The organism is Leifsonia sp. Y878 (assembly GCF_057669685.1).
Window position 1 is genome coordinate 960,939 of record NZ_JBYHFS010000002.1, and the last position, 17,969, is coordinate 978,907.

The 17,969-nt window shown below is 66.4% G+C and carries 16 protein-coding genes; 9 read left to right on the forward strand and 7 right to left on the reverse strand.

Annotated elements, in window-relative coordinates; genetic code table 11:
• Positions 1-72 precede the first annotated feature (72 nt).
• Positions 73-681 (reverse strand): PadR family transcriptional regulator, encoded by a 609-nt coding sequence (locus tag AC25Y4_RS10625; RefSeq protein WP_488120354.1) that lies wholly within the window; start codon positions 679-681, stop codon positions 73-75.
• Entirely contained in the window at positions 678-1,541 is an 864-nt protein-coding gene (locus AC25Y4_RS10630; protein WP_488120355.1) for a DUF4097 family beta strand repeat-containing protein, read from the reverse strand. The genes AC25Y4_RS10625 and AC25Y4_RS10630 overlap by 4 nt, the downstream gene beginning before the upstream one ends.
• Before the next feature lie 195 nt (positions 1,542-1,736).
• On the opposite strand from AC25Y4_RS10630, the gene AC25Y4_RS10635 reads away from it, so the two are divergent.
• Both AC25Y4_RS10635 and AC25Y4_RS10640 read left to right on the forward strand, forming a co-directional pair.
• On the forward strand, positions 1,737-2,912 hold the full coding sequence (locus AC25Y4_RS10635; RefSeq protein WP_488120356.1) for a M20/M25/M40 family metallo-hydrolase: 1,176 nt from the start codon (positions 1,737-1,739) through the stop codon (positions 2,910-2,912).
• Between the two features lie 100 nt (positions 2,913-3,012).
• A complete protein-coding gene (locus AC25Y4_RS10640; RefSeq protein ID WP_488120357.1) occupies positions 3,013-3,783 on the forward strand; it encodes a MerR family transcriptional regulator in 771 nt (256 codons plus the stop codon).
• A gap of 209 nt (positions 3,784-3,992) precedes the next feature.
• Here the strand turns inward: AC25Y4_RS10640 and AC25Y4_RS10645 are convergent, their stop codons facing one another.
• Positions 3,993-5,438 (reverse strand): cryptochrome/photolyase family protein, encoded by a 1,446-nt coding sequence (locus tag AC25Y4_RS10645; RefSeq protein WP_488120358.1) that lies wholly within the window; start codon positions 5,436-5,438, stop codon positions 3,993-3,995.
• Positions 5,439-5,445: 7 nt separating this feature from the next.
• Positions 5,446-5,922 (reverse strand): MarR family winged helix-turn-helix transcriptional regulator, encoded by a 477-nt coding sequence (locus AC25Y4_RS10650; protein WP_488120359.1) that lies wholly within the window; start codon positions 5,920-5,922, stop codon positions 5,446-5,448.
• Between the two features lie 148 nt (positions 5,923-6,070).
• On the opposite strand from AC25Y4_RS10650, the gene AC25Y4_RS10655 reads away from it, so the two are divergent.
• Complete coding sequence (locus AC25Y4_RS10655; RefSeq protein ID WP_488120360.1) at positions 6,071-7,006, forward strand: NADP-dependent oxidoreductase; 936 nt, start codon at positions 6,071-6,073, stop codon at positions 7,004-7,006.
• A 77-nt stretch (positions 7,007-7,083) separates the two neighbouring features.
• On the opposite strand, the gene yczE is transcribed toward AC25Y4_RS10655, so the two are convergent.
• Positions 7,084-7,740, reverse strand: coding sequence for a membrane protein YczE (gene yczE, locus AC25Y4_RS10660; RefSeq protein ID WP_488120361.1), 657 nt, complete (start codon positions 7,738-7,740; stop codon positions 7,084-7,086).
• 63 nt (positions 7,741-7,803) lie between these two features.
• Between yczE and yczR the strand changes: the two genes are divergently transcribed.
• From yczR to AC25Y4_RS10675, 3 genes are all read left to right on the forward strand, one after another.
• Entirely contained in the window at positions 7,804-9,267 is a 1,464-nt protein-coding gene (yczR, locus tag AC25Y4_RS10665) for a MocR-like transcription factor YczR (RefSeq protein ID WP_488120362.1), read from the forward strand.
• A gap of 131 nt (positions 9,268-9,398) precedes the next feature.
• On the forward strand, positions 9,399-12,935 hold the full coding sequence (locus AC25Y4_RS10670) for an efflux RND transporter permease subunit (protein WP_488120363.1): 3,537 nt from the start codon (positions 9,399-9,401) through the stop codon (positions 12,933-12,935).
• A gap of 191 nt (positions 12,936-13,126) precedes the next feature.
• A complete protein-coding gene (locus tag AC25Y4_RS10675) occupies positions 13,127-13,624 on the forward strand; it encodes an NUDIX hydrolase (protein WP_488120364.1) in 498 nt (165 codons plus the stop codon).
• Between the two features lie 21 nt (positions 13,625-13,645).
• Here AC25Y4_RS10675 and AC25Y4_RS10680 read toward each other — a convergent pair whose 3' ends face one another.
• Together AC25Y4_RS10680 and AC25Y4_RS10685 are read right to left on the reverse strand one after the other, a co-directional pair.
• Positions 13,646-13,984: a hypothetical protein gene (locus AC25Y4_RS10680; protein WP_488120365.1), complete on the reverse strand. Its 339-nt coding sequence runs from the start codon at positions 13,982-13,984 to the stop codon at positions 13,646-13,648.
• A 39-nt stretch (positions 13,985-14,023) separates the two neighbouring features.
• Entirely contained in the window at positions 14,024-14,986 is a 963-nt protein-coding gene (locus tag AC25Y4_RS10685) for a LysR family transcriptional regulator ArgP (protein ID WP_488120366.1), read from the reverse strand.
• A gap of 71 nt (positions 14,987-15,057) precedes the next feature.
• On the opposite strand from AC25Y4_RS10685, the gene AC25Y4_RS10690 reads away from it, so the two are divergent.
• The 3 genes from AC25Y4_RS10690 to AC25Y4_RS10700 all read left to right on the forward strand — a co-directional run bounded on the left by AC25Y4_RS10690 (position 15,058) and on the right by AC25Y4_RS10700 (position 17,815).
• A complete protein-coding gene (locus AC25Y4_RS10690) occupies positions 15,058-15,684 on the forward strand; it encodes a LysE/ArgO family amino acid transporter (protein ID WP_488120367.1) in 627 nt (208 codons plus the stop codon).
• A 98-nt stretch (positions 15,685-15,782) separates the two neighbouring features.
• Positions 15,783-17,126 (forward strand): sensor histidine kinase, encoded by a 1,344-nt coding sequence (locus AC25Y4_RS10695; RefSeq protein WP_488120368.1) that lies wholly within the window; start codon positions 15,783-15,785, stop codon positions 17,124-17,126.
• Positions 17,123-17,815: a response regulator gene (locus AC25Y4_RS10700; RefSeq protein WP_488120369.1), complete on the forward strand. Its 693-nt coding sequence runs from the start codon at positions 17,123-17,125 to the stop codon at positions 17,813-17,815. Before AC25Y4_RS10695 ends, AC25Y4_RS10700 begins: the two co-directional genes overlap by 4 nt.
• Positions 17,816-17,969: the final 154 nt, after the last annotated feature.

The following is a 17,969-nucleotide window of genomic DNA, read 5'->3' on the forward strand; positions in this document are numbered from 1 at the left end:
AGTCTGGCAGCTGCGTGAATCGATGCGGGAGTTCGTTCTCGGCGAATGTGTGCTGCACTCAGCAGGGGAGCCCTACCGCGTGAGCGACCGCAGGATGCTCGCGCGCACGTTGGCCAGCTCGCCCCGCAACTGCGGCACCAGATCGGCTGACACCGCCGAAATTGAGGCCTGCGTGCGGAGGTCAGTGCGCAGCTGCTGACGGAATTCGTTCAGCACCATGTCCGCCTCGCGGAGCGCGCGAGTCGATTCCATGTGCGCCGCTGACTGGGTGTCGGTCGGCGCCGATTCCTCCTTGGCCTGCCGGGCCGCAGAGGCCAGGTCTGCCCGCAGGCTCTTCATGGCTGCGTTGACCCCGGAGCGCACTTCGTCAGCCAGTCGACGCACGGAGTCCGTCATGTCGTTCTCGATGGCGGTGAGCTCGTCCTGGCGGGCGGCGAGTTCGGAGCGCCCGGCATCCGTGATCTCGTAGACGGTCTTGCGGCCGTCAGAGGACTTGGTGACGAGACCCTCTTCCTCCAACTTGCTGAGGCGCGGGTAGATCGTGCCGGCGCTCGGGCTGTACGTGCCGCCGAAACGCTCGCTCAGCGCCTGGATCAGCTCGTAGCCGTGGCGAGGTTGCTCGGCGAGCAGGCTCAGGATGTACAGGCGCAGGCTGCCGTGGGAAAAAACCGGGGGAGTCATTCTGGGTCCTCCGTTTTCGGAGTGGTGCCGGTGAAGGGGGCGCTGGTTGCGGCATCCGCTGCGCTGCGCACGACGGAGATGTCGCCGGACACCGAGTTGGCGTGCAGCTCGAGCCACGAGCCGCTCAGGTCGCCGGTGCTGGAGTCGTACCCCTTGCCGAGCGTGCCCTTGATGGTGGTGTTGTCGAGCTGCAGCGTGCCTGAGACGGTGTTCAGCCGGTAGCGCGTGGCGACGTCGGCGCCGAGGCGCACGGTGAGGCTGCCGCTGACCGTGTTCGTGTTGATGAGGTCAGGGATGCCGGCAATGTCGAGGTACACATGGCCCGCGACGCTGTCGACGCTGAACCGGTCGATGAAGCCGCTGGCCGTCACGTCGCCTGACACAGTGTGGGCGTTGATCTGGCCGGTGTGATTGCGCACGGAGAACTCACCGTTGACGCCGTTGAGTTCGAGGTCGCCCGTCACATCGTCGACGACGATGTCGCCGGAGACTGTACTGAGCTTCGCGTCGTTCCGCAGGCCGGAGACCAGGGCCTCCGCCGAGATGACGCCGAATTTCATCGACACATCCCGCGGGACCATGATGCTGATGTCGGCCTTGGCATTGCCCCGGAATGAGGCGAACACCTCAAGGAAGTTGTCCCAGCGCAACTGCGGGTGATCGATCTCGAGGGTGTCGCCATCCATGGAGATCTTGAGGTCCTTGCCGGAGACGCTGTGCACTTCGATGCGTGCGCCCGGGTCATCGTGGCCGATCACGTCGACCTTGCCGCCGATGAGTCCGACCTTCAGGCGGCGGACCATATCAACGTCGATGACCTTGCTCTGGCCGGGGATGACCAGCCATTTTTCTAATGACATGCGGTGTTCTCCTTGCGTGGGAGCATCTGTCTTCGTCTCGATGAAGTGCTGTCGTGAGCGGATGCCGTGACTCGTCTATTCGCGATATATCGCGTTCTTGTTAACTCAAGATATATCGCGTTTGTGCTTTCTGCAAGGGGCGGGTGGTTTCGGTGTTCGGGGCCGCGGTCTGGGCGGTGGCGCTAGATTCGAGCTGTGTCCGAGCCTGAACCCATCGAGCTGCTGAAGCAACTCATTGCCATCGACTCCGTCAACCCCGACCTCGTGCCGGGCGGTGCAGGCGAGGCGGCGATTGCTGCGCGGTGCGCCGCCTGGCTGGGCGAGCACGGGTTCGACGTGCATGTGCTGGAGGAGCGCCCGGGGCGAGCGTCGGTCGTCGGCATTGCGCGCGGGTCGGGCGGCGGCCGCGCGCTCATGCTGAACGGGCATCTCGACACCGTGGGAATCGCAACCTACGGGAGCGCCGAGCCGGATGGGCCGTCGTCGTCGCCATCGTTGCCGTTCGCGGCGGTCGAACGCGACGGTGCCATCTACGGGCGCGGGGCCTTCGACATGAAGGGCGGGCTGGCCGCGATCATGGTCGCTGCGAGCCGCGCTGCCGCCTCCGGCCTGGCCGGGGACGTGCTGGTCGCACTCGTCGCCGATGAAGAATTCGGCAGCCTCGGCACCGAGGAAGTCCTGCGCCGATTCAGCGCAGACGCGGCCATCGTCGCCGAGCCGACCGAGGGTGAGCTGGTCGTCGCGCACCGCGGGTTCGCCTGGTTCGAGCTTGAGCTCTACGGCCGGGCGTCGCACGGGTCGCTGCCGGAGCAGGGCGTCGACGCGATCGCCCACGCCGGAATGGTGCTGCACCGACTCGACGACCTTCGGCAGCGTATCGAGGCGCGCTCGCCGCATCCGCTGCTCGGGCACGGCACCGTGCGGGTGGCCACGATCGTCGGGGGAACGGATGCCGCAACCGTCGCTCCCTCCTGCACCCTCACGCTTGAGCGGCGCACGCTGCCCGGCGAACACCCTGACGCCACCGAAGCCGAGCTCCGAGCCATGCTTGACCACCTGGCGCAGACCATGCCCGACTTCCGGTACCAGCTGACCAGAACCGTTGCCCGCGGTGCATTCGAGGCCGACCCGGAGTGGCCGATCGTTCAGGTGCTCAGCGCGAATGCTGAGCGGGTGTTCGGGCGTCCGGTGCCGCGTCGCGGCGAGCCGTTCTGGACGGATGCCGGTCTCATCCAGGACGCCGGCATCCCCTGTCTGTTGCTCGGCGTCGACGGGGGCGGCGCACACGCCGACCTGGAGTGGGTGAGCGCGGCATCCGTTCTGCAGCTCACCGATGTGCTCGACGGCACGATCCGGGAGTTCTGCGGCTGAGCCTTGACATTGACGCGGCGTCAAGTTCTAGCGTGGAGCACAGGTCGCACATCGGCGGCTGACCGACGCAGCAATGCGGCGAGAACGAGCGGGAGCATCCGTGGAGTGGTCGATTCAGGAAATTGCGAAACTCGCGCACACGACGAGTCGCACACTGCGTCACTACGGTGACGTCGGGTTGCTGCCACCGCGTCGCATCGGCAGCAACGGCTATCGCTACTACGACGAGGCGTCCGTCGTGCGGCTGCAGCGCATCTTGATGCTGCGCGACCTGGGGCTGGGGCTGCCGGCCATCGCTGAGGTGTTTGAGCGAGACGACGGCGCGCCGCGAAGCGAGCAGCGCGCGCTGCAGGCCCATCTCGAGTGGCTGACGCAGGAGCAGGAACGGCTGGCCAGGCAGATCCGGTCGGTCGAACGAACGATTGAGACATTGGAAGAGGGTGCACAGATCATGGCTGAGAACATGTTCGACGGATTCGACCACACGGTCTATCGCGAGGAAGTTGAGGAACGCTGGGGAGCGGATGCCTATGCCACGGGCGATTCGTGGTGGCGCAGCATGAGCGCAGAGGAGAAGGCTGCCTGGCGGGAGCGCCAGGGCGTGCTGGCCGGCGACTGGGTACATGCCGGCCAGACCGGCATCACGCCGAACAGCGCAGAGGCACAGGCGCTCGCCGCACGTCAGTTCGACTGGCTGCGCGGCATTCCCGGCACGCCGGGCGCGGGAGCGGGTGGCCCGACGAAGGAGTACTTCGTCGGCCTCGGCGACATGTACGTCGCCGACGAGCGCTTCGCCGCAACCTACGGTGGCGTGGACGGAGCATCGTTCGTGCGCGATGCGATGCGGGTCTACGCGGAGCGGAACCTGTAGGTGTTGCGTCCGTGACCATCTCGTTCAACTGGGCGCGGGATAATCCGTCTGGCGCGGGGTAAATCGCGCGCCAGGCGGGATTTCGCGCGCCAGGATGTCGGGCGCTGCTTGCACGGTGGTTCGGGGAGCGCGTCGCCTGATTTCGAGACGCTCGCTGGCGCTGGCTCCTCAATCAGCGGATGGCTGGCTCAGAATCAGCGGATGAGGACTCAGCCGCTGGCTCGCCCGCCGTGCCGCATCTGGTCATAGGCGGCCAGCGCCTCGCGGCGGGTCACGCCGAGGTCGACGATGGGCTCAGGACGAAGCTCATCGGTAGGAATCCAGCGGTCGATGTATTCGTGTCTTGGATCGAACTTGGATGCCTGCAGAACCGGGTTGAAGACACGGAAGTAGGGGGCGGCATCCGCCCCGCTGCCCGCCACCCACTGCCAGTTGCCGGGGTTGCTGGCTTCGTCGGCGTCGACCAGGGTGTCCCAGAACCACTGCTCGCCGATGCGCCAGTCGACCAGCAGGTTCTTGATGAGGAAGCTTGCGGCCACCATGCGCACCCGGTTGTGCATGTAGCCGGTGTGCCAGAGCTCCCGCATGCCGGCGTCAACCAGGGGGATGCCGGTCTGGCCCTGCTGCCACGCGGCGAGCTCGCCGGGGTTAGGTTCGTTCCACGGGAAGGTGTCGAACTCCGGGCGGAAGTTGTCGCTCGCCAGCTGCGGCGCATGAAAGAGGATGTTCCAGTTGAACTCGCGCCAGCCGATCTCGCTGAGGAAATGGGCGGCATTCGCCTGGGCTTCCGGCGAGAGCGTGGCCGCCGCCTCACCCTGCACGGCATGCCAGACCTGGAAGGGGCTCACCTCGCCGAACCGCAGGTGCGGACTCAGGAACGACGTCGCGGCAACGGCCGGTTCGTCCCTGCGGTGATAGTCGGCCAGGGCGCCGGCGGCAAAACGGGCGACGGATGCCTGGCCAGCGGCTTCTCCTGGCGTCCACCTGTCCCGCAGCCCAGCTGCCCAGTCCGGGCGCTGGGGTAGCAGGGCCCAGCTGTCGAGGTCGTCGCTGGCGACCGTGGTCGCGGACGCGTCGTCGCTGGCGGTCGCGGACGAGCCGCCGCTGGACGAGCCGGGGAGGTCGTGGCCGGGAAAGTCGCCAGCGGTCGGGGCAGGCAATGGGTTACGCGGCGCCGGGAGTGCCCGCGCTGCCTTCCAAAACGGAGTGAACACGCGAAACGGCGTTCCGGTTGCGGTTGTCACGGTCCACGGCTCGAACAGGAGGTTCGCCTGGAAGCTCTCGACCAGAACACCGGACTGGCGGAGCGACGCCTTCAGCGCGGCGTCGATGTCGCGAGCAGCGCCGTAACGGCGGTTCCAGAACACGGCGCCGGCATCCGTTTCGGCAACGAGCCTGCTGATCTCGGCGATCGCCGGCCCGCGGCGAAGCACCAACTGGCTGCCCAACTCGTCAAGCTGCTGCGACAGTGCGGCCAGGCTGTGGTGCAGCCACCAGCGGCTTGCTCCTCCCAGGGGGCGGATGCCGTCGCTCTCGCCATCGAGCACGTACACGACGATCGTGGGCGCGCCTCGGCGCAGCGCGGCGGTCAGCGCGGGGTTGTCGGCCAGGCGCAGGTCGTCACGCAACCAGACGATGGAGGGCTTGTCGCTCATTTACTCATCAGGCGCGGTCGTCGAGTTGCTCACGGACTGTGCCGGCGATGCGGGAGAGCGCAATTCCGAGGTTGCGTTGCTGCGTGATGCTCAGCGGGTCGAATACAAGCTCGCGCACGCGATTCACGTGACCGGGAGCGCTAGCCACGACCTTCTGCAGCCCGGTCTCGGTCAGGGTGGCGAGTGTGTATCGCCCGTTGTCCGGATCGGGGTGACGGGTGACCCAACCGCGTTGCTCGAAGCGGACCATGAGCTTCGATAACCGGGGCAGGCTGCTATCGCACTGAGCGGCCAGGTCGCTGAGGCGAAGGGTGAGGTCAGGGGCCATGGAGAGGCGCGCAAGAACGCTGTATTCGTAGTTCGTCGTTTCGGCGTCGCGTTCCAGCTGCCGATCGAGCAGCGCCGGCAGTGCGATCACGATGGTGCGCAGGTCTTGCCACACCACCTGCTGGTGCTCGTCGAGCCATAACGGCGAATCGGTCATGACACCAAAGCATACCCCCGGTCGAACCGGCTTGACTTGCCCAGGCAACTCAGGCAGAGTCTTCTCAGTTGCCTAGGCAAGTCCCGATGCAGCATTCGGTCCTCATTTTCGTAGGACCGCTAACGACAAACACCATGAGGAGAGTCCTGTGAAGGCAATTCGTTACCACCAGTTCGGCGGTACAGAGGTTCTGCGCGCAGAGGAGGTCGAACGCCCAGTGCCCGGCCCCGGCCAGGTGCTGGTGAAGGTAGCCGCGACCTCGTTCAATCCGGTGGACGACCACATCCGTCTGGGTGTGCTCGCCGAAGCGATCCCGACCGCGCTGCCGATCACCCCGGGCCTCGACGTTGCCGGCACGATCGTCGAACTGGGTGAGGGTGTCACCGGGGTGCAGGTTGATGACCACGTCATTGGGATGTTCCCGTTGAACGAGCACGGCGGCGCCGCGGAGTACGCGGTCATCGCAGCCGAGTTTGTCGCCATTGCACCCCGCTCGCTGCCGCTGGCCGATGCCGCGGCACTGCCGCTGACCGGGCTGGCGGCACGACAGGCCGCCGTCGAGCTGGCAAACGTGCAGGTAGGGCAGAGCGTTCTGGTCAACGGCGCTGGCGGCGCAGTAGGCAGCATCGTCGTGCAACTCGCCGCAGACATCGGCGCGACAGTGACCGCGGTCGACGGGCCGCAGCATGCCGACCGTCTGCTTTCGTACGGGGCATCGGCTGTTGTCGGCCCGCTGGATCTCGACGCCGGTCCATCCGCCGTTGGCGGTCCGTTCGACGTCGTGATCAACCACGTCCGTCTCGACGCGGAGGGTCTGGCGAAGCTGACGTCCTACGTCGCGGACGGCGGTATTGCGGTCAGCTCCGCTGGAGCCGTGCCGGCCGACGACGAACGCTCCGTGCGCACGGCGAGTGTGTGGGTGGCGCCGAACGGCTCCCACCTGGCCGACCTGGTGTCGCGCCTGGATCAGGGCCGGATCACGCTCAACATCGCCGACCGCCGACCACTGCACGACCTGCGTGCCGTTCACGAAGACGCCGCAAGCGGCACGCTCCTTGGCAAGACGGTCCTGACCGTTAGCTAGCGGACTGCGGTCAGCTCGCGAACAGCGGAGGATGGCCCTGCGGAACGCGCAGCGTCATCCTCCGTCTGAACGTCGGCTCACGGGGTTTCGAGACGGCCGCGAGCGGCCTCCTCAACCACCGGAGGGACGATCTCTGATTCGAGCGTCGGCACTACTGCCGGCCGCTTGATCGCGAAGAACGGGATCGTCCAGTTGCAGAGCGGACCGACCAGCACGGCGAACAGCACCGTACCCACGCCGACATTGCCACCGAGAACCCAGCCAATGGCGAGCACGGTCACCTCGATGCCGGTGCGCACGATCCAGATCGGCCACCCTGTGCGTCGGTGCAGCCCGGTCATCAGGCCGTCCCGTGGGCCAGGGCCGAAGTGGGCACCAATGTAAAGGCCGGTGGCCACCGCCAGCACGAGCAGCCCGGCCGCGAACAGCAGGATGCGGGCCCACAGGTCGAGATCGGCCGGGATCAAGGCGAGTCCGACATCCGCTGACGGGCCGACCAGCAGTGCGTTCAAGATGGTGCCGACGCCTGGCTTTTGCCGAAGCGGGATCCAGAACAGCAGCACCACGCCGCTCAGAATCACCGTGATGAGCCCGAAGCCGAGGTGGGTGTGGTTGTCGACGCCCTGGGTGAGCACGTCCCACGGGGCAACGCCGATGGCGCCGCGCACGATCAGGGCGATGCCCATTCCGTACAAGAAGAGGCCAATGAGAAGCTGAGTGAGGCGGCGGGTCATAAAAACCAATCCAATTGCATCCAGGGCCTGTAATCAAGAAGCCAATCTGCCTATAGTGGCCTCATGGCTGACAACCAATTGAGTGCACGTGCCCTCGAGTCCCTGCTTGGCGACTGGCGCGGTGGTGCCGGAAGCGCCTACCTCGCGCTGTTCGATCGCATCAGGGTGCTGGCGCTCGATGGCCGAATCCCGAGCGACAGTAGACTGCCAGCCGAACGCGAGCTCAGCGCGCGCCTCGGACTCAGCCGCACCACCGTCACCGCGGCCTATCGCCAGCTGCGTGAGGCCGGCTACCTGGTCAGCCAGCGCGGCTCCGGCAGTCTCGTCACCCTGCCGAGTGGCCCGGTCACGCTCACGCCGGTCGCCTCGGCCGGCGTCCTCGATTTCGGCAAGGCCGCCATGTCGGCGCTGCCTCGACTAGCGGATGCCGCAGCGCTCGCCGTCGGCGACCTGCCGCACCATCTCGCGGGGTCGGGCTTCGACCCGGTCGGTGTCCCAGAGCTGAGGGCCGCGATCGCCGACCGATACACGGCGAGAGGGCTGCCCACCGACCCGCAGCAGATCACGGTCACCATCGGCGCGCAGCACGCCATCGCGCTGCTCGCGCATGTGCTGTTGAACCGTGGAGACCGGGCGCTCATCGAGATGCCGACCTATCCGCACGCGTATGAAGCCCTGCGCGAGGCCGGCGCTCGCCTGGTTCCGGTGAGCGTCTCTCCGGCGATGCCGGGCGAGGACCCGTCGGTTGCCGGCTGGGATGAGGCCGGGTTGCTCCAGGCCATGGCGCGCAGCAACCCCGCGATCGGGTACCTGATGCCCGACTTCCACAATCCCACCGGGCGTTCGATGCCCGTTGAGCAGCGGGAACGCGTGCTCGCCGCTGCAGCACGGCAGGGCACCGTACTCATTGTCGACGAGACCATCGCCGAGCTGAACATCGACAGGGCTGAGGACTACCTGCCGTTCGCCGCCTACGGCCAGCAGGGCACGCAGAGCTCTGTGGTGTCTGTCGGGTCGGTCGGCAAGACGGTGTGGGGCGGGTTGCGCGTCGGCTGGATCCGGGCGGAGCGCCCGCTCATCAACAAGCTCGTCGCCGCCCGCTCTGCGCGGGATCTCGGCACCCCGATCCTCGACCAGCTCATCGTCGCTCGGCTGCTGGACGACATGCCATCGATCCTTGCTGAGCGCGCCAGTTCCCTGCGCGTCGGCCGAGACCACCTGGTCACCGCGCTCGCAGAGCGGTTCCCCGATTGGCATGTGCCCCACGTCGATGGTGGCATCACCACGTGGGTCAATCTCGGCAGCCCGGTCAGTTCGCAGCTGTCGCTGGCCGCGCGCAGCCAGGGCCTCGTGATCCCGGCCGGACCGCGGTTCGGCATCGATGGCGCCTTCGAACGCTTCATCCGCATCCCGTTTTGCTACAGCACCGACGAGATCGACAGGGGTGTCGGGGCGCTTGGTCGCGCCTGGGACTCGCTGCTCCGGCATCCGGTGCCTGAATCTGACTACCTGGCCGACGTCGTCTAGCTGCTGGCCTTGGTCGCCGCCTGAGCTCTCCAGGGCGCTGGCACCAACACCAGGCGACCTGCTCCGCTCCAAAACAGGGGAACTGCCGAGAGTCCTCGAGCGAGCAATATCCGCCCTGACATACTGAGCGAGTGCATTTCCTCGCGGTCTTGAGCATGAAGAACCGGGCGCTGATCGCCCTCATCACGGTCGTTGCGGCCATTTTCGGGACGCTGGCGCTGACCAGCCTGAAGCAAGAGCTCATTCCCTCGCTTCAGTTGCCGCAGCTGGTCATCTCGACGAGTTACCCAGGCGCGTCGCCTGAGGTGGTCAACGACGATGTGTCGACGCCCATCGAAACGGCGATCCAGGGCATCGCCGGGCTTGAGTCCACCTCGACGACGAGTAGCACCGACGCGTCACTCATCACCGCGACCTTCACGTACGGCACCGACCTCGTGAAGGCCGAGTCGAAGATCACCCAGGCGATCAACCGGATCAAGTCCACGCTGCCAGACGACATCGATCCCCAGATCATCAGCGGCACCGTCGATGACTTCCCTGTACTCCTGCTGGCGGTGACCGGCGGTGACAGCACCACGATCGCTGATGAGTTGAAGCGCAGCGTGCTCGGGGACATTCGCGATGTGTCGGGCGTGCGAGACGCAGCCCTCGTTGGTGACATCGGCCAGCGGGTGACCATTACACCGGATGTCGCGGCGCTGGCTGCACGCGGCCTCAGCACGCAGTCCATCAGTACTGCGCTGCAGCAGAACGGATCGCTGCTCCCGGCCGGTTCGATCACCGAGGGGGACAAAACGCTGTCGGTGCAGGTCGGCAACAAGCTGACCTCCGTCGACCAGATCGCGGCCTTGCCTGTGCTGGCGAGCTCGAGCGGCTCAGCGGCCGGAACGGGAACGGGGACGGGATCTGGCGCGGGGTCAGGCGCGGCCAGCGGCTCCGGATCAGGCAACGGCAACGGCAATGGCAACGGCACCGGTACAGGAACCGGCGCGGCAACCGTCGTTCCCCCGGCAGGGCAGGTCGTGACGATTGGCGATGTTGCTACCGTCGCCCTGGCCGAGAACCCCGTCACCAGCATCTCGCGGGTGAATGGCGAACCGGCGCTGACGATATCGGTCACAAAGGTGCCCGCGGCCAACACCGTCGACGTCTCGCAGGCGGTGCGCGACATCCTGCCCACGCTGGAGGACGCCGTGCCAGGCGCGACTTTCACCATCGTGTTCGATCAGGCGCCGTTCATCCAGCAGTCCATCGATGCGCTCACCCAGGAAGGGCTGCTCGGCCTGGTCTTCGCCGTGCTCGTCATCCTGGTGTTCCTGCTTTCGGTGCGGGCCACACTCGTGACGGCGATCTCCATCCCAACCTCGGTGCTCATCACCTTCATCGGGCTGCAGAGCGTGGGCTACTCGCTCAACATCCTGACCCTTGGCGCCCTGACCATTGCCATCGGACGTGTCGTCGACGACTCCATCGTGGTCATCGAGAACATCAAGCGGCATCTGGTCGCCGGGGTCGACAAGGCAGCGACCATCGTCGAAGCCGTCCGTGAGGTTGCCGGCGCCATCACAGCATCGACCATCACCACTGTCACGGTGTTCCTGCCGATCTCGTTCGTCGGCGGATCGACCGGTGAGCTGTTCCGGCCGTTCGCCCTCACCGTGACCATCGCGCTGCTCGCCTCCCTGTTGGTATCACTGACGATCGTGCCGGTGCTCGCGTACTGGTTCCTGAAGGCACCGGCGCCGCGGAAGGTTGCGGAGACGGAGCCTGCAGAGGCGACCGGCGCCGACGCCGGGCGCCCCACCACAGAAACCGCTACCGGCGTGACGAGCGCGGACGGCCCGACACTCACGGCGGGCACACCAAGCGCAGCCAGTGCAGCTCACCCGTCGAGCACGGTCAGCGGCGAGCCCACTTCCATCCCGTCAGCCGCCACCGGTCCAACCGCCACAACCACCGCGGTCCTCGACGGAACCCCACCCCCGCCCCGCAGTCGCCACGCGGCGCCGCCCGTCATCGAGCCAGACGAACTCGAGCACCCAGGCCGACTGCAGCAGGGTTACCTGCCGATCATCCACTGGACCCTCAAGCACTCCATCGCCACGCTGCTGCTGGCTGTTCTGGTGCTCGCCGGCACCGTGGCGATGCTGCCGCTCATGAAGGTGAACTTCCTCGGGTCCACCGGCCAGGACACGTTCCGCGTGACCCAGACCCTGCCGGTTGGAACCAGCCTGGCCGCGATGGATGCGGCATCCGCTTCGGTTGAGCAGACAATCCGCGACACCGACGGTGTCGAGATCGTGCAACTCACCATCGGTGGCAGCAGCTTTGCGGCGGCGTTCGGCGGCGGCGCACCGACGTCGAGCACCGTCACGTACTCGGTGACGACAGCAGACGGAGCGAACCCCGATGCCGTGCAGGACGACGTGCGCGCCGAGCTATCCACCATCACGGATGCCGGCGTCGTGTCGGTCGCCTCGTCTGGCGGGTTTGGCGGGTCGTCCGACATCGAGGTCGACATCACGGCCTTGACGGATGCCGACCTGCAGAAGGCTGCGGACGACATCCTGGCCAAGGTCAAGGACCTCAGTGCGATCAAGGAGAGCAGCAGCAACCTGGCCGCGTCGCGTCCGTACATCGCCGTCACCGTGAACCTCGATGCGGCAGCGGATGCCGGCCTCAGCGAACTCGCACTCGGCGGCCTCGTTTCGCAGGCCATGCAGCCGACCACCATCGGATCGATCGTGATCGACAACACCACGCTGTCGGTGTACCTGCAGTCTGCGACGCCGCCGATGACCGTGGACGAGCTCTCGAACCTGCAGATTCCGACCCTGGCCGGCGCGGTTCCCCTCAGCTCGCTGGCCACCGTGGCCCAAGTCGACGGACCATCCACGATCACCACGACGAAGGGCCTCCGCACCGCAACAGTGTCGGCAACTCCTTCGGCTGACGACCTCGGAACGGCCAACAGCCAGGTCGCCGGCGTTCTCGCAGACACGCAGCTCCCGGCCGGCGCGACCGCGACAATCGGCGGCGTCACCAGCGACCAGACGGATGCCTTCCAACAGCTCGGAATCGCCATGCTGGTGGCCATCCTGATCGTCTATATCGTGATGGTCGCGACGTTCAGGTCGCTTCTGCAGCCGTTGCTCCTGCTGGTCTCCATCCCGTTTGCGGCCACCGGCGCCATTGCGCTGCAGGTGATCACCGGCATCCCGCTCGGCGTGCCGTCGCTGATCGGCGTGCTGATGCTGATCGGAATCGTGGTCACGAATGCCATCGTGCTCGTCGACCTCGTGAACCAATACCGGCGAAAGGGCATGAGTGTGCACGACGCCCTGGTGTACGGTGCCTCCCGCCGGCTTCGCCCCATCCTCATGACGGCCCTGGCGACAATTTTCGCCCTGCTGCCGATGGCCGCCGGACTCACCGGTCACGGTGGATTCATCTCCCAGCCGCTGGCACTCGTCGTGATCGGCGGCCTGGTGTCGTCCACCGTGCTGACCCTCATCGTGCTGCCGGTGCTCTACTCCGTCGTGGAGGGAACCAGGGAGCGGAGGCGCGTTGCGCGTGCAGAGCGTCGCGACGCGGCAAGCGCAGGCGACGCGGCGACCGTACGCGACGCGGCACGTGCAGGAGACGCGAGCACCGGCACCGAGTAGCCCCGCCCTCCGCTGGTTGAGGAGCGCCCGAGGAACGAGGCCGCGTCTCGAACCTCCGCAGCCCATCGCGTCGCGAATACAGGATGAATCGGCCACGTGTCGTCGAATACAGGACGGATCGCGCTCTCTTGCGGCGGTCTTCCGGTATTCGCGACGCCCGGGTTCACACGGCCAGCGATTAGGATCGGCGGATGGCTACTCCCGACTTCGTCCTCGACCTCCGGCAGTCAATCGGCACAGCCCCGCTCTGGCTGTCCGGCGTGACAGCGGTGGTGCTCCGCGACGACGAGGTCCTGCTCGTGCGCCGCGCCGACAACGGCGCATGGACCCCGGTCACCGGAATCATTGATCCAGGCGAAGAGCCGGCGGATGCCGCGGTGCGCGAGATTCTCGAGGAAGCCGACGTCGTCGCATCCGTTGAACGCCTGGTCTGGGTGCACGTGCACGTGCTCGAGCCTCTGACCTATGACAACGGCGACCAGGCCCAGTATCTCGACCTCGTCTTCCGGTGCCGGTGGGAGAGTGGCACGCCGTTCCCGGCCGACGGTGAGAACACCGAAGCCGCCTGGTTCCCGCTCGACGCCCTGCCGGAGTTGCGGGGCAGTCACGCCGAGCGCATCCGCAGGGCCGTGGCAGCGGATGCCGCAACCGACGCCCACTTCGAAGGCGGACTTCCCGTCAGGGTGTGAGCCCCGGAGGGCGTCGCGCGCTCAGCTGGGCGACGCGGCGAGGAAGGCGATCGCGGCCGGCGCGAGATCTCCGATCTCAGTCTCTTCGAGCTCGGCGTTCTCATCGACGGGGATGGATACCCAGTCGTTGAACGGATGCTGTTGCCCCGACGGGTCCCACAGCTCGGCACCGCGCAGGCCAAGAGCCTGCTGGTGCGCCGGGCTGCCGGCACCCAGCTTCAAGGCAATGGCATCTCTGTGCAGGCAGGCAAACGCCTTGCCCTGCAGCGTGAGCGCCCTGGCGCCGAAGAGATGGTCGGCGGAAGCTCCGGCTTCTGCCAGCTCAGAACTGAGGTCTGCGAACACGGTTTCGGCGCTCATAGCCCGATCGTATGGCATTAGCCGGTCAACGAACCGAAATTATCCAGCCGGTATCACGGGCGGTTGTGCCGTCCCGCCTGTGTGACGCAGCTCTGTGCTGGCGGCGCGCACGATGCTGTCCGTTACGGCAGCCAGCAGGGTGGAATGCAGGCGCCAGTGCTGCAGATAGAGCGGAACATAGACCGCTTCGCCAGGATCAAGGTCCACCAGTTCACCAGCGCGTTCCGCCGAGTGGGCCTGCGCGTCGGGAAGCATGCCCCAGCCGAGTCCCAGCCGAACGGCGCTCGCGAACTCCGACGACGCCGGGATGTAGTGCCGGGGCGGCGCGGCGTTCGGGGCGGCACGCCGCCGCAGGTAGATGTCCTGGAGGTCGTCGCTGCGGTCGTAGATGATGACGGGGGCCGCGGCGAGGGCCTCGGCGGTGACGCCGTGCGGAAACCAGGTTGCGGCGAATTCGGGACTCGCGAACGGCCGATATCTCATCTGGCCGAGTGGTCGAACCGTGCAACCCTGGACCGGCTCAGCCACGGAGGTGATGGCCGCCATCACCGTTCCGTCGCGCAGGCGTGCCGTGGATCGGTCCTGGTCTTCCCTGAACACTTCGAAGCACACGCCGAGTGCGGCCGGCAGCGCGGCCAGTGCCGGCAATGCCCAGGTGGCCAGTGAATCAGAGTTGATGACGATCGGGATGCTGACATAGCGCTCGGGGGCCACCGGTATCGCTTCCGCGCCGCGAGACGAGTCACTGGCGCCGAGTTCGAGTAGCGCGTCACCTTCGAGAAGCACGATCTGGCGCGCCAGCCGCAGGATCGTTGCACCAGACGTTGTTGGCTGCACAGGCTTCGTCCGCTGCACGAGAACGCGGCCGACAGCCTGTTCCAAGGCCTTCATCCGCTGGCTGATCGCAGATGGGGTCACCCTGAGGATGCGCGCGGCCGCCTCAAACGTGCCGTGGTCGATGATGGCGATGAACGCCCGGAGCTGATCCAACTGCAGGTCCATGATTAGCAATTCTAATGTTGCGTGAAAAAGATGAGCTGGAATGTATTCGACTCTCGCCGTAACGTGAAACGGTGCAGCTCTCCGCCCCAGAATTTTCATCCGTCCTCGCCGGTCTCGGCCTCGGCCTGTCGCTCATCATCGCGATCGGGGCGCAGAACGCATTTGTGCTGCGCCAGGGCATCCGCCGTGAACATGTCTTCGCGGTTGTTGCCATCTGCGCGCTCTCGGATGCGGTGTTGATCCTGCTCGGCATCACGGGAATCGGGTTCGTGGTGGAGCGTCTCCCGGTCGTGCTCGAACTCATCCGCTACCTGGGTGCGGCCTTCCTGCTCGGCTACGGCGTGCTGGCCGCCAGGCGGGCGTTCAGGCCGCAGGCCCTGAAGGCCGATGCCAGCCTCAACCGGGTGTCGCTCCGCACTGCCGTCCTCACGGTGCTTGCCCTCACCTGGCTGAACCCCCATGTCTATCTCGACACCATCCTGCTGCTCGGATCGGTGGCCAACACCCACGGCGATCCAGGCCGCTGGTACTTCGGTGCCGGGGCCGTGGTGGCAAGCATCGTGTGGTTCACCACTCTGGGCTACGGTGCCCGGCTCCTCGGTCCGCTCTTTGCCCGCCCCATTGCCTGGCGCATCCTCGATGGCGCGATTGCCCTCACCATGTTCGTGCTGGGCGTGAAGCTGCTTCTTGGGTGGTGAGGCAAGCATCCGCTGCCGTGCAACACTACGGCGGTATGGGGTGAACCATACGGCGAGGTGATGTGCGCAAATCCGGCCCGTGTCAGACTGGCGCCACTATGAAGACATCAACGCTTTGGCGGAGGGCACAGCCCAACGCACCCGCGCTGCCCGTCGCCCTGCAACGAGATTTCTGGCTGTGGATCACCACATCCGCCGTTGCCATCACCCTCTTCAGCGTGAGTGTCCCGCTGTCTGCCACCCTGTACCAAATGCACGTGCTCGCGGCGTTTGTCGTGGGAATCCTGCAGTGCGCGAGCATTCCAGTGGCGATCATTGCGCCGCGCTGGGCCGTCGCGAGCTGGATTGTCGGAACAACGGCGTTCATCGTGTTCGGCACCAGTTCCGCTGGAGCGCCGTGGCCGCTCGCCGTCCCAGGGCTGCTCAGCCTGTGCGCGCTGCTGATGGTGTTGGGACTGCGCCAGCCCATCGTCGTTGGCGTAGTCGCGTGGGTGCTCAGCGCCGCAGCATCATTGCAGGTGCTGCTTTACTTTGGAGCCGGCGCGGCGAGGTTCGCCTCTGTCGAAGGCATCGTGGCAAATATCGTGACGACGATGGCAATCTCTGCTCTCGCACTGTGCGTGGCGATCCCCTTCGCCCAGCGCGAGCAGATGCGTGGCGAGCTCGTCGCAGAGCAGCAGCGCCGCGTGATCGTCGAAGAGCGCAATCGCATTGCCCGCGAGCTGCATGACGTCGTTGCGCACAGCATGTCGGTGATCCAGGTGCAGTCCGCCAGCGCTCCGTATCGGCTGCCTCACCTTGACGAGGAGACCCGTCGCGAGTTCGCGGAGATCGCGGCATCCGCTCGTATGGCAATGCACGAGATGCGTCGGCTGCTCGGTGTGCTGCGCAGTGAGGGCTCCAGCGGCGAGGGGATGCCGCAACCCGGGATCGCCCAGCTTGTCGACCTCATCCCCGCGATTGAGCGCACCGGCAGCGCGGTGACTGTCGACCTCGCCCCACTATTGCCTGCCGACGGGCTGGCCAGCACGGCCGCCTATCGCATCGCGCAGGAGTCGCTCAGCAATGTCGTCCGGCATGCTCCTGGTGCTCGGGTCAGGGTTTTTGCCGAACTCGTCGGAGGAGCGATCTTCCTGTGCGTCGAGAACGATGCCCCTGCCCCTACGGCTGCGGCTGCGGCTGCGGCTTCCCCTGCCACTGCGGCTGCCATTGCGAGCGTCGCGGGCGCTGCGGGCCAGCACACTGACAGCATCCGCCAGCCAGGGGGAGGGCATGGATTGATCGGTATGCGAGAACGGTGCAGCATGCTGGGAGGCACGCTCAACGCCGGCCCGACGGCCGAGGGCGGATACCGGGTGCTCGCGACGCTACCGATTGCGGCATCAGCTCCCCCCGCTGCGCCGACGGCGCACGAGAACGAAAAGGATCCCTACCAACCGTGACGATCTCTGTGCTTATTGTCGATGACCAAGCGATGGTGCGCGCCGGATTCGCCGCTGTTCTCGGTGCCCAACCAGACATCGACGTGCTCGGCCAGGCGGCGAACGGTCAGGAGGCCGTTGAACTGGCCAGGCAATTGCGCCCCGATGTGGTGGTGATGGACGTGCGGATGCCGGTGATGAACGGAATCGAGGCGACGCGTGCCCTGCAGACGCCGCCGCGCAGCAGCGACTACGTCCCGCGGGTTCTCGTGCTGACGACCTTCGATATCGACGACTACGTGTACGACGCGCTGCGCGCTGGAGCCAGCGGATTCCTGTTGAAAGACGCGCTGCCGGAGGACCTGGTCATGGCCGTGCGCATTGTTGCCAGCGGTGATGCCTTGCTCGCACCGAGTGTCACACGAAGACTGATCGAGGACTTTGTCCGCACAGCTTCTCCGCAGCGCATCGACACCTCATTGCTCTCCGGTCTGACCGAACGCGAGCGCGAGGTGCTGAGCCTGGTGGGACGCGGTCTCTCTAACACGGAGATCGCGTCGGCGCTCTTCATCGCGGAACAGACGGTGAAGACCCACGTGAGCAAGGTATTCGGCAAGCTCAACGTACGCGACAGGGTGCAGGCGGTTGTGTTCGCTTACGACGTCGGGCTGGTGCAGCCAGGCGGTAGCGCGCCCACCTCCCTCGCCTGACCCCGTCCTCGCCTGACTTCGTCCTCGTCTGGCGCCTGTCGCCCCGCGCCGCGTTCGCATGTCCCTTGCTCGGATGCCGTACTCCGGTAGGGGACACGAACGGCTCCCCGGGGTGATGTACCGCGGCATGCCGTCTCCTTAGCCTGCTACCTCG

Excerpts from the sequence above, each read along its gene's own strand:
- AC25Y4_RS10625 (WP_488120354.1), bottom strand. The coding sequence starts at position 681 with ATGACTCCCCCGGTTTTTTCCCACGGCAGCCTGCGCCTGTACATCCTG.
- AC25Y4_RS10630 (WP_488120355.1), bottom strand. The coding sequence starts at position 1,541 with ATGTCATTAGAAAAATGGCTGGTCATCCCCGGCCAGAGCAAGGTCATC.
- AC25Y4_RS10645 (WP_488120358.1), bottom strand. The coding sequence starts at position 5,438 with ATGAGCGACAAGCCCTCCATCGTCTGGTTGCGTGACGACCTGCGCCTG.
- AC25Y4_RS10650 (WP_488120359.1), bottom strand. The coding sequence starts at position 5,922 with ATGACCGATTCGCCGTTATGGCTCGACGAGCACCAGCAGGTGGTGTGG.
- yczE (WP_488120361.1), bottom strand. The coding sequence starts at position 7,740 with ATGACCCGCCGCCTCACTCAGCTTCTCATTGGCCTCTTCTTGTACGGA.
- yczR (WP_488120362.1), top strand. The coding sequence starts at position 7,804 with ATGGCTGACAACCAATTGAGTGCACGTGCCCTCGAGTCCCTGCTTGGC.
- AC25Y4_RS10675 (WP_488120364.1), top strand. The coding sequence starts at position 13,127 with ATGGCTACTCCCGACTTCGTCCTCGACCTCCGGCAGTCAATCGGCACA.
- AC25Y4_RS10680 (WP_488120365.1), bottom strand. The coding sequence starts at position 13,984 with ATGAGCGCCGAAACCGTGTTCGCAGACCTCAGTTCTGAGCTGGCAGAA.
- AC25Y4_RS10685 (WP_488120366.1), bottom strand. The coding sequence starts at position 14,986 with ATGGACCTGCAGTTGGATCAGCTCCGGGCGTTCATCGCCATCATCGAC.
- AC25Y4_RS10695 (WP_488120368.1), top strand. The coding sequence starts at position 15,783 with ATGAAGACATCAACGCTTTGGCGGAGGGCACAGCCCAACGCACCCGCG.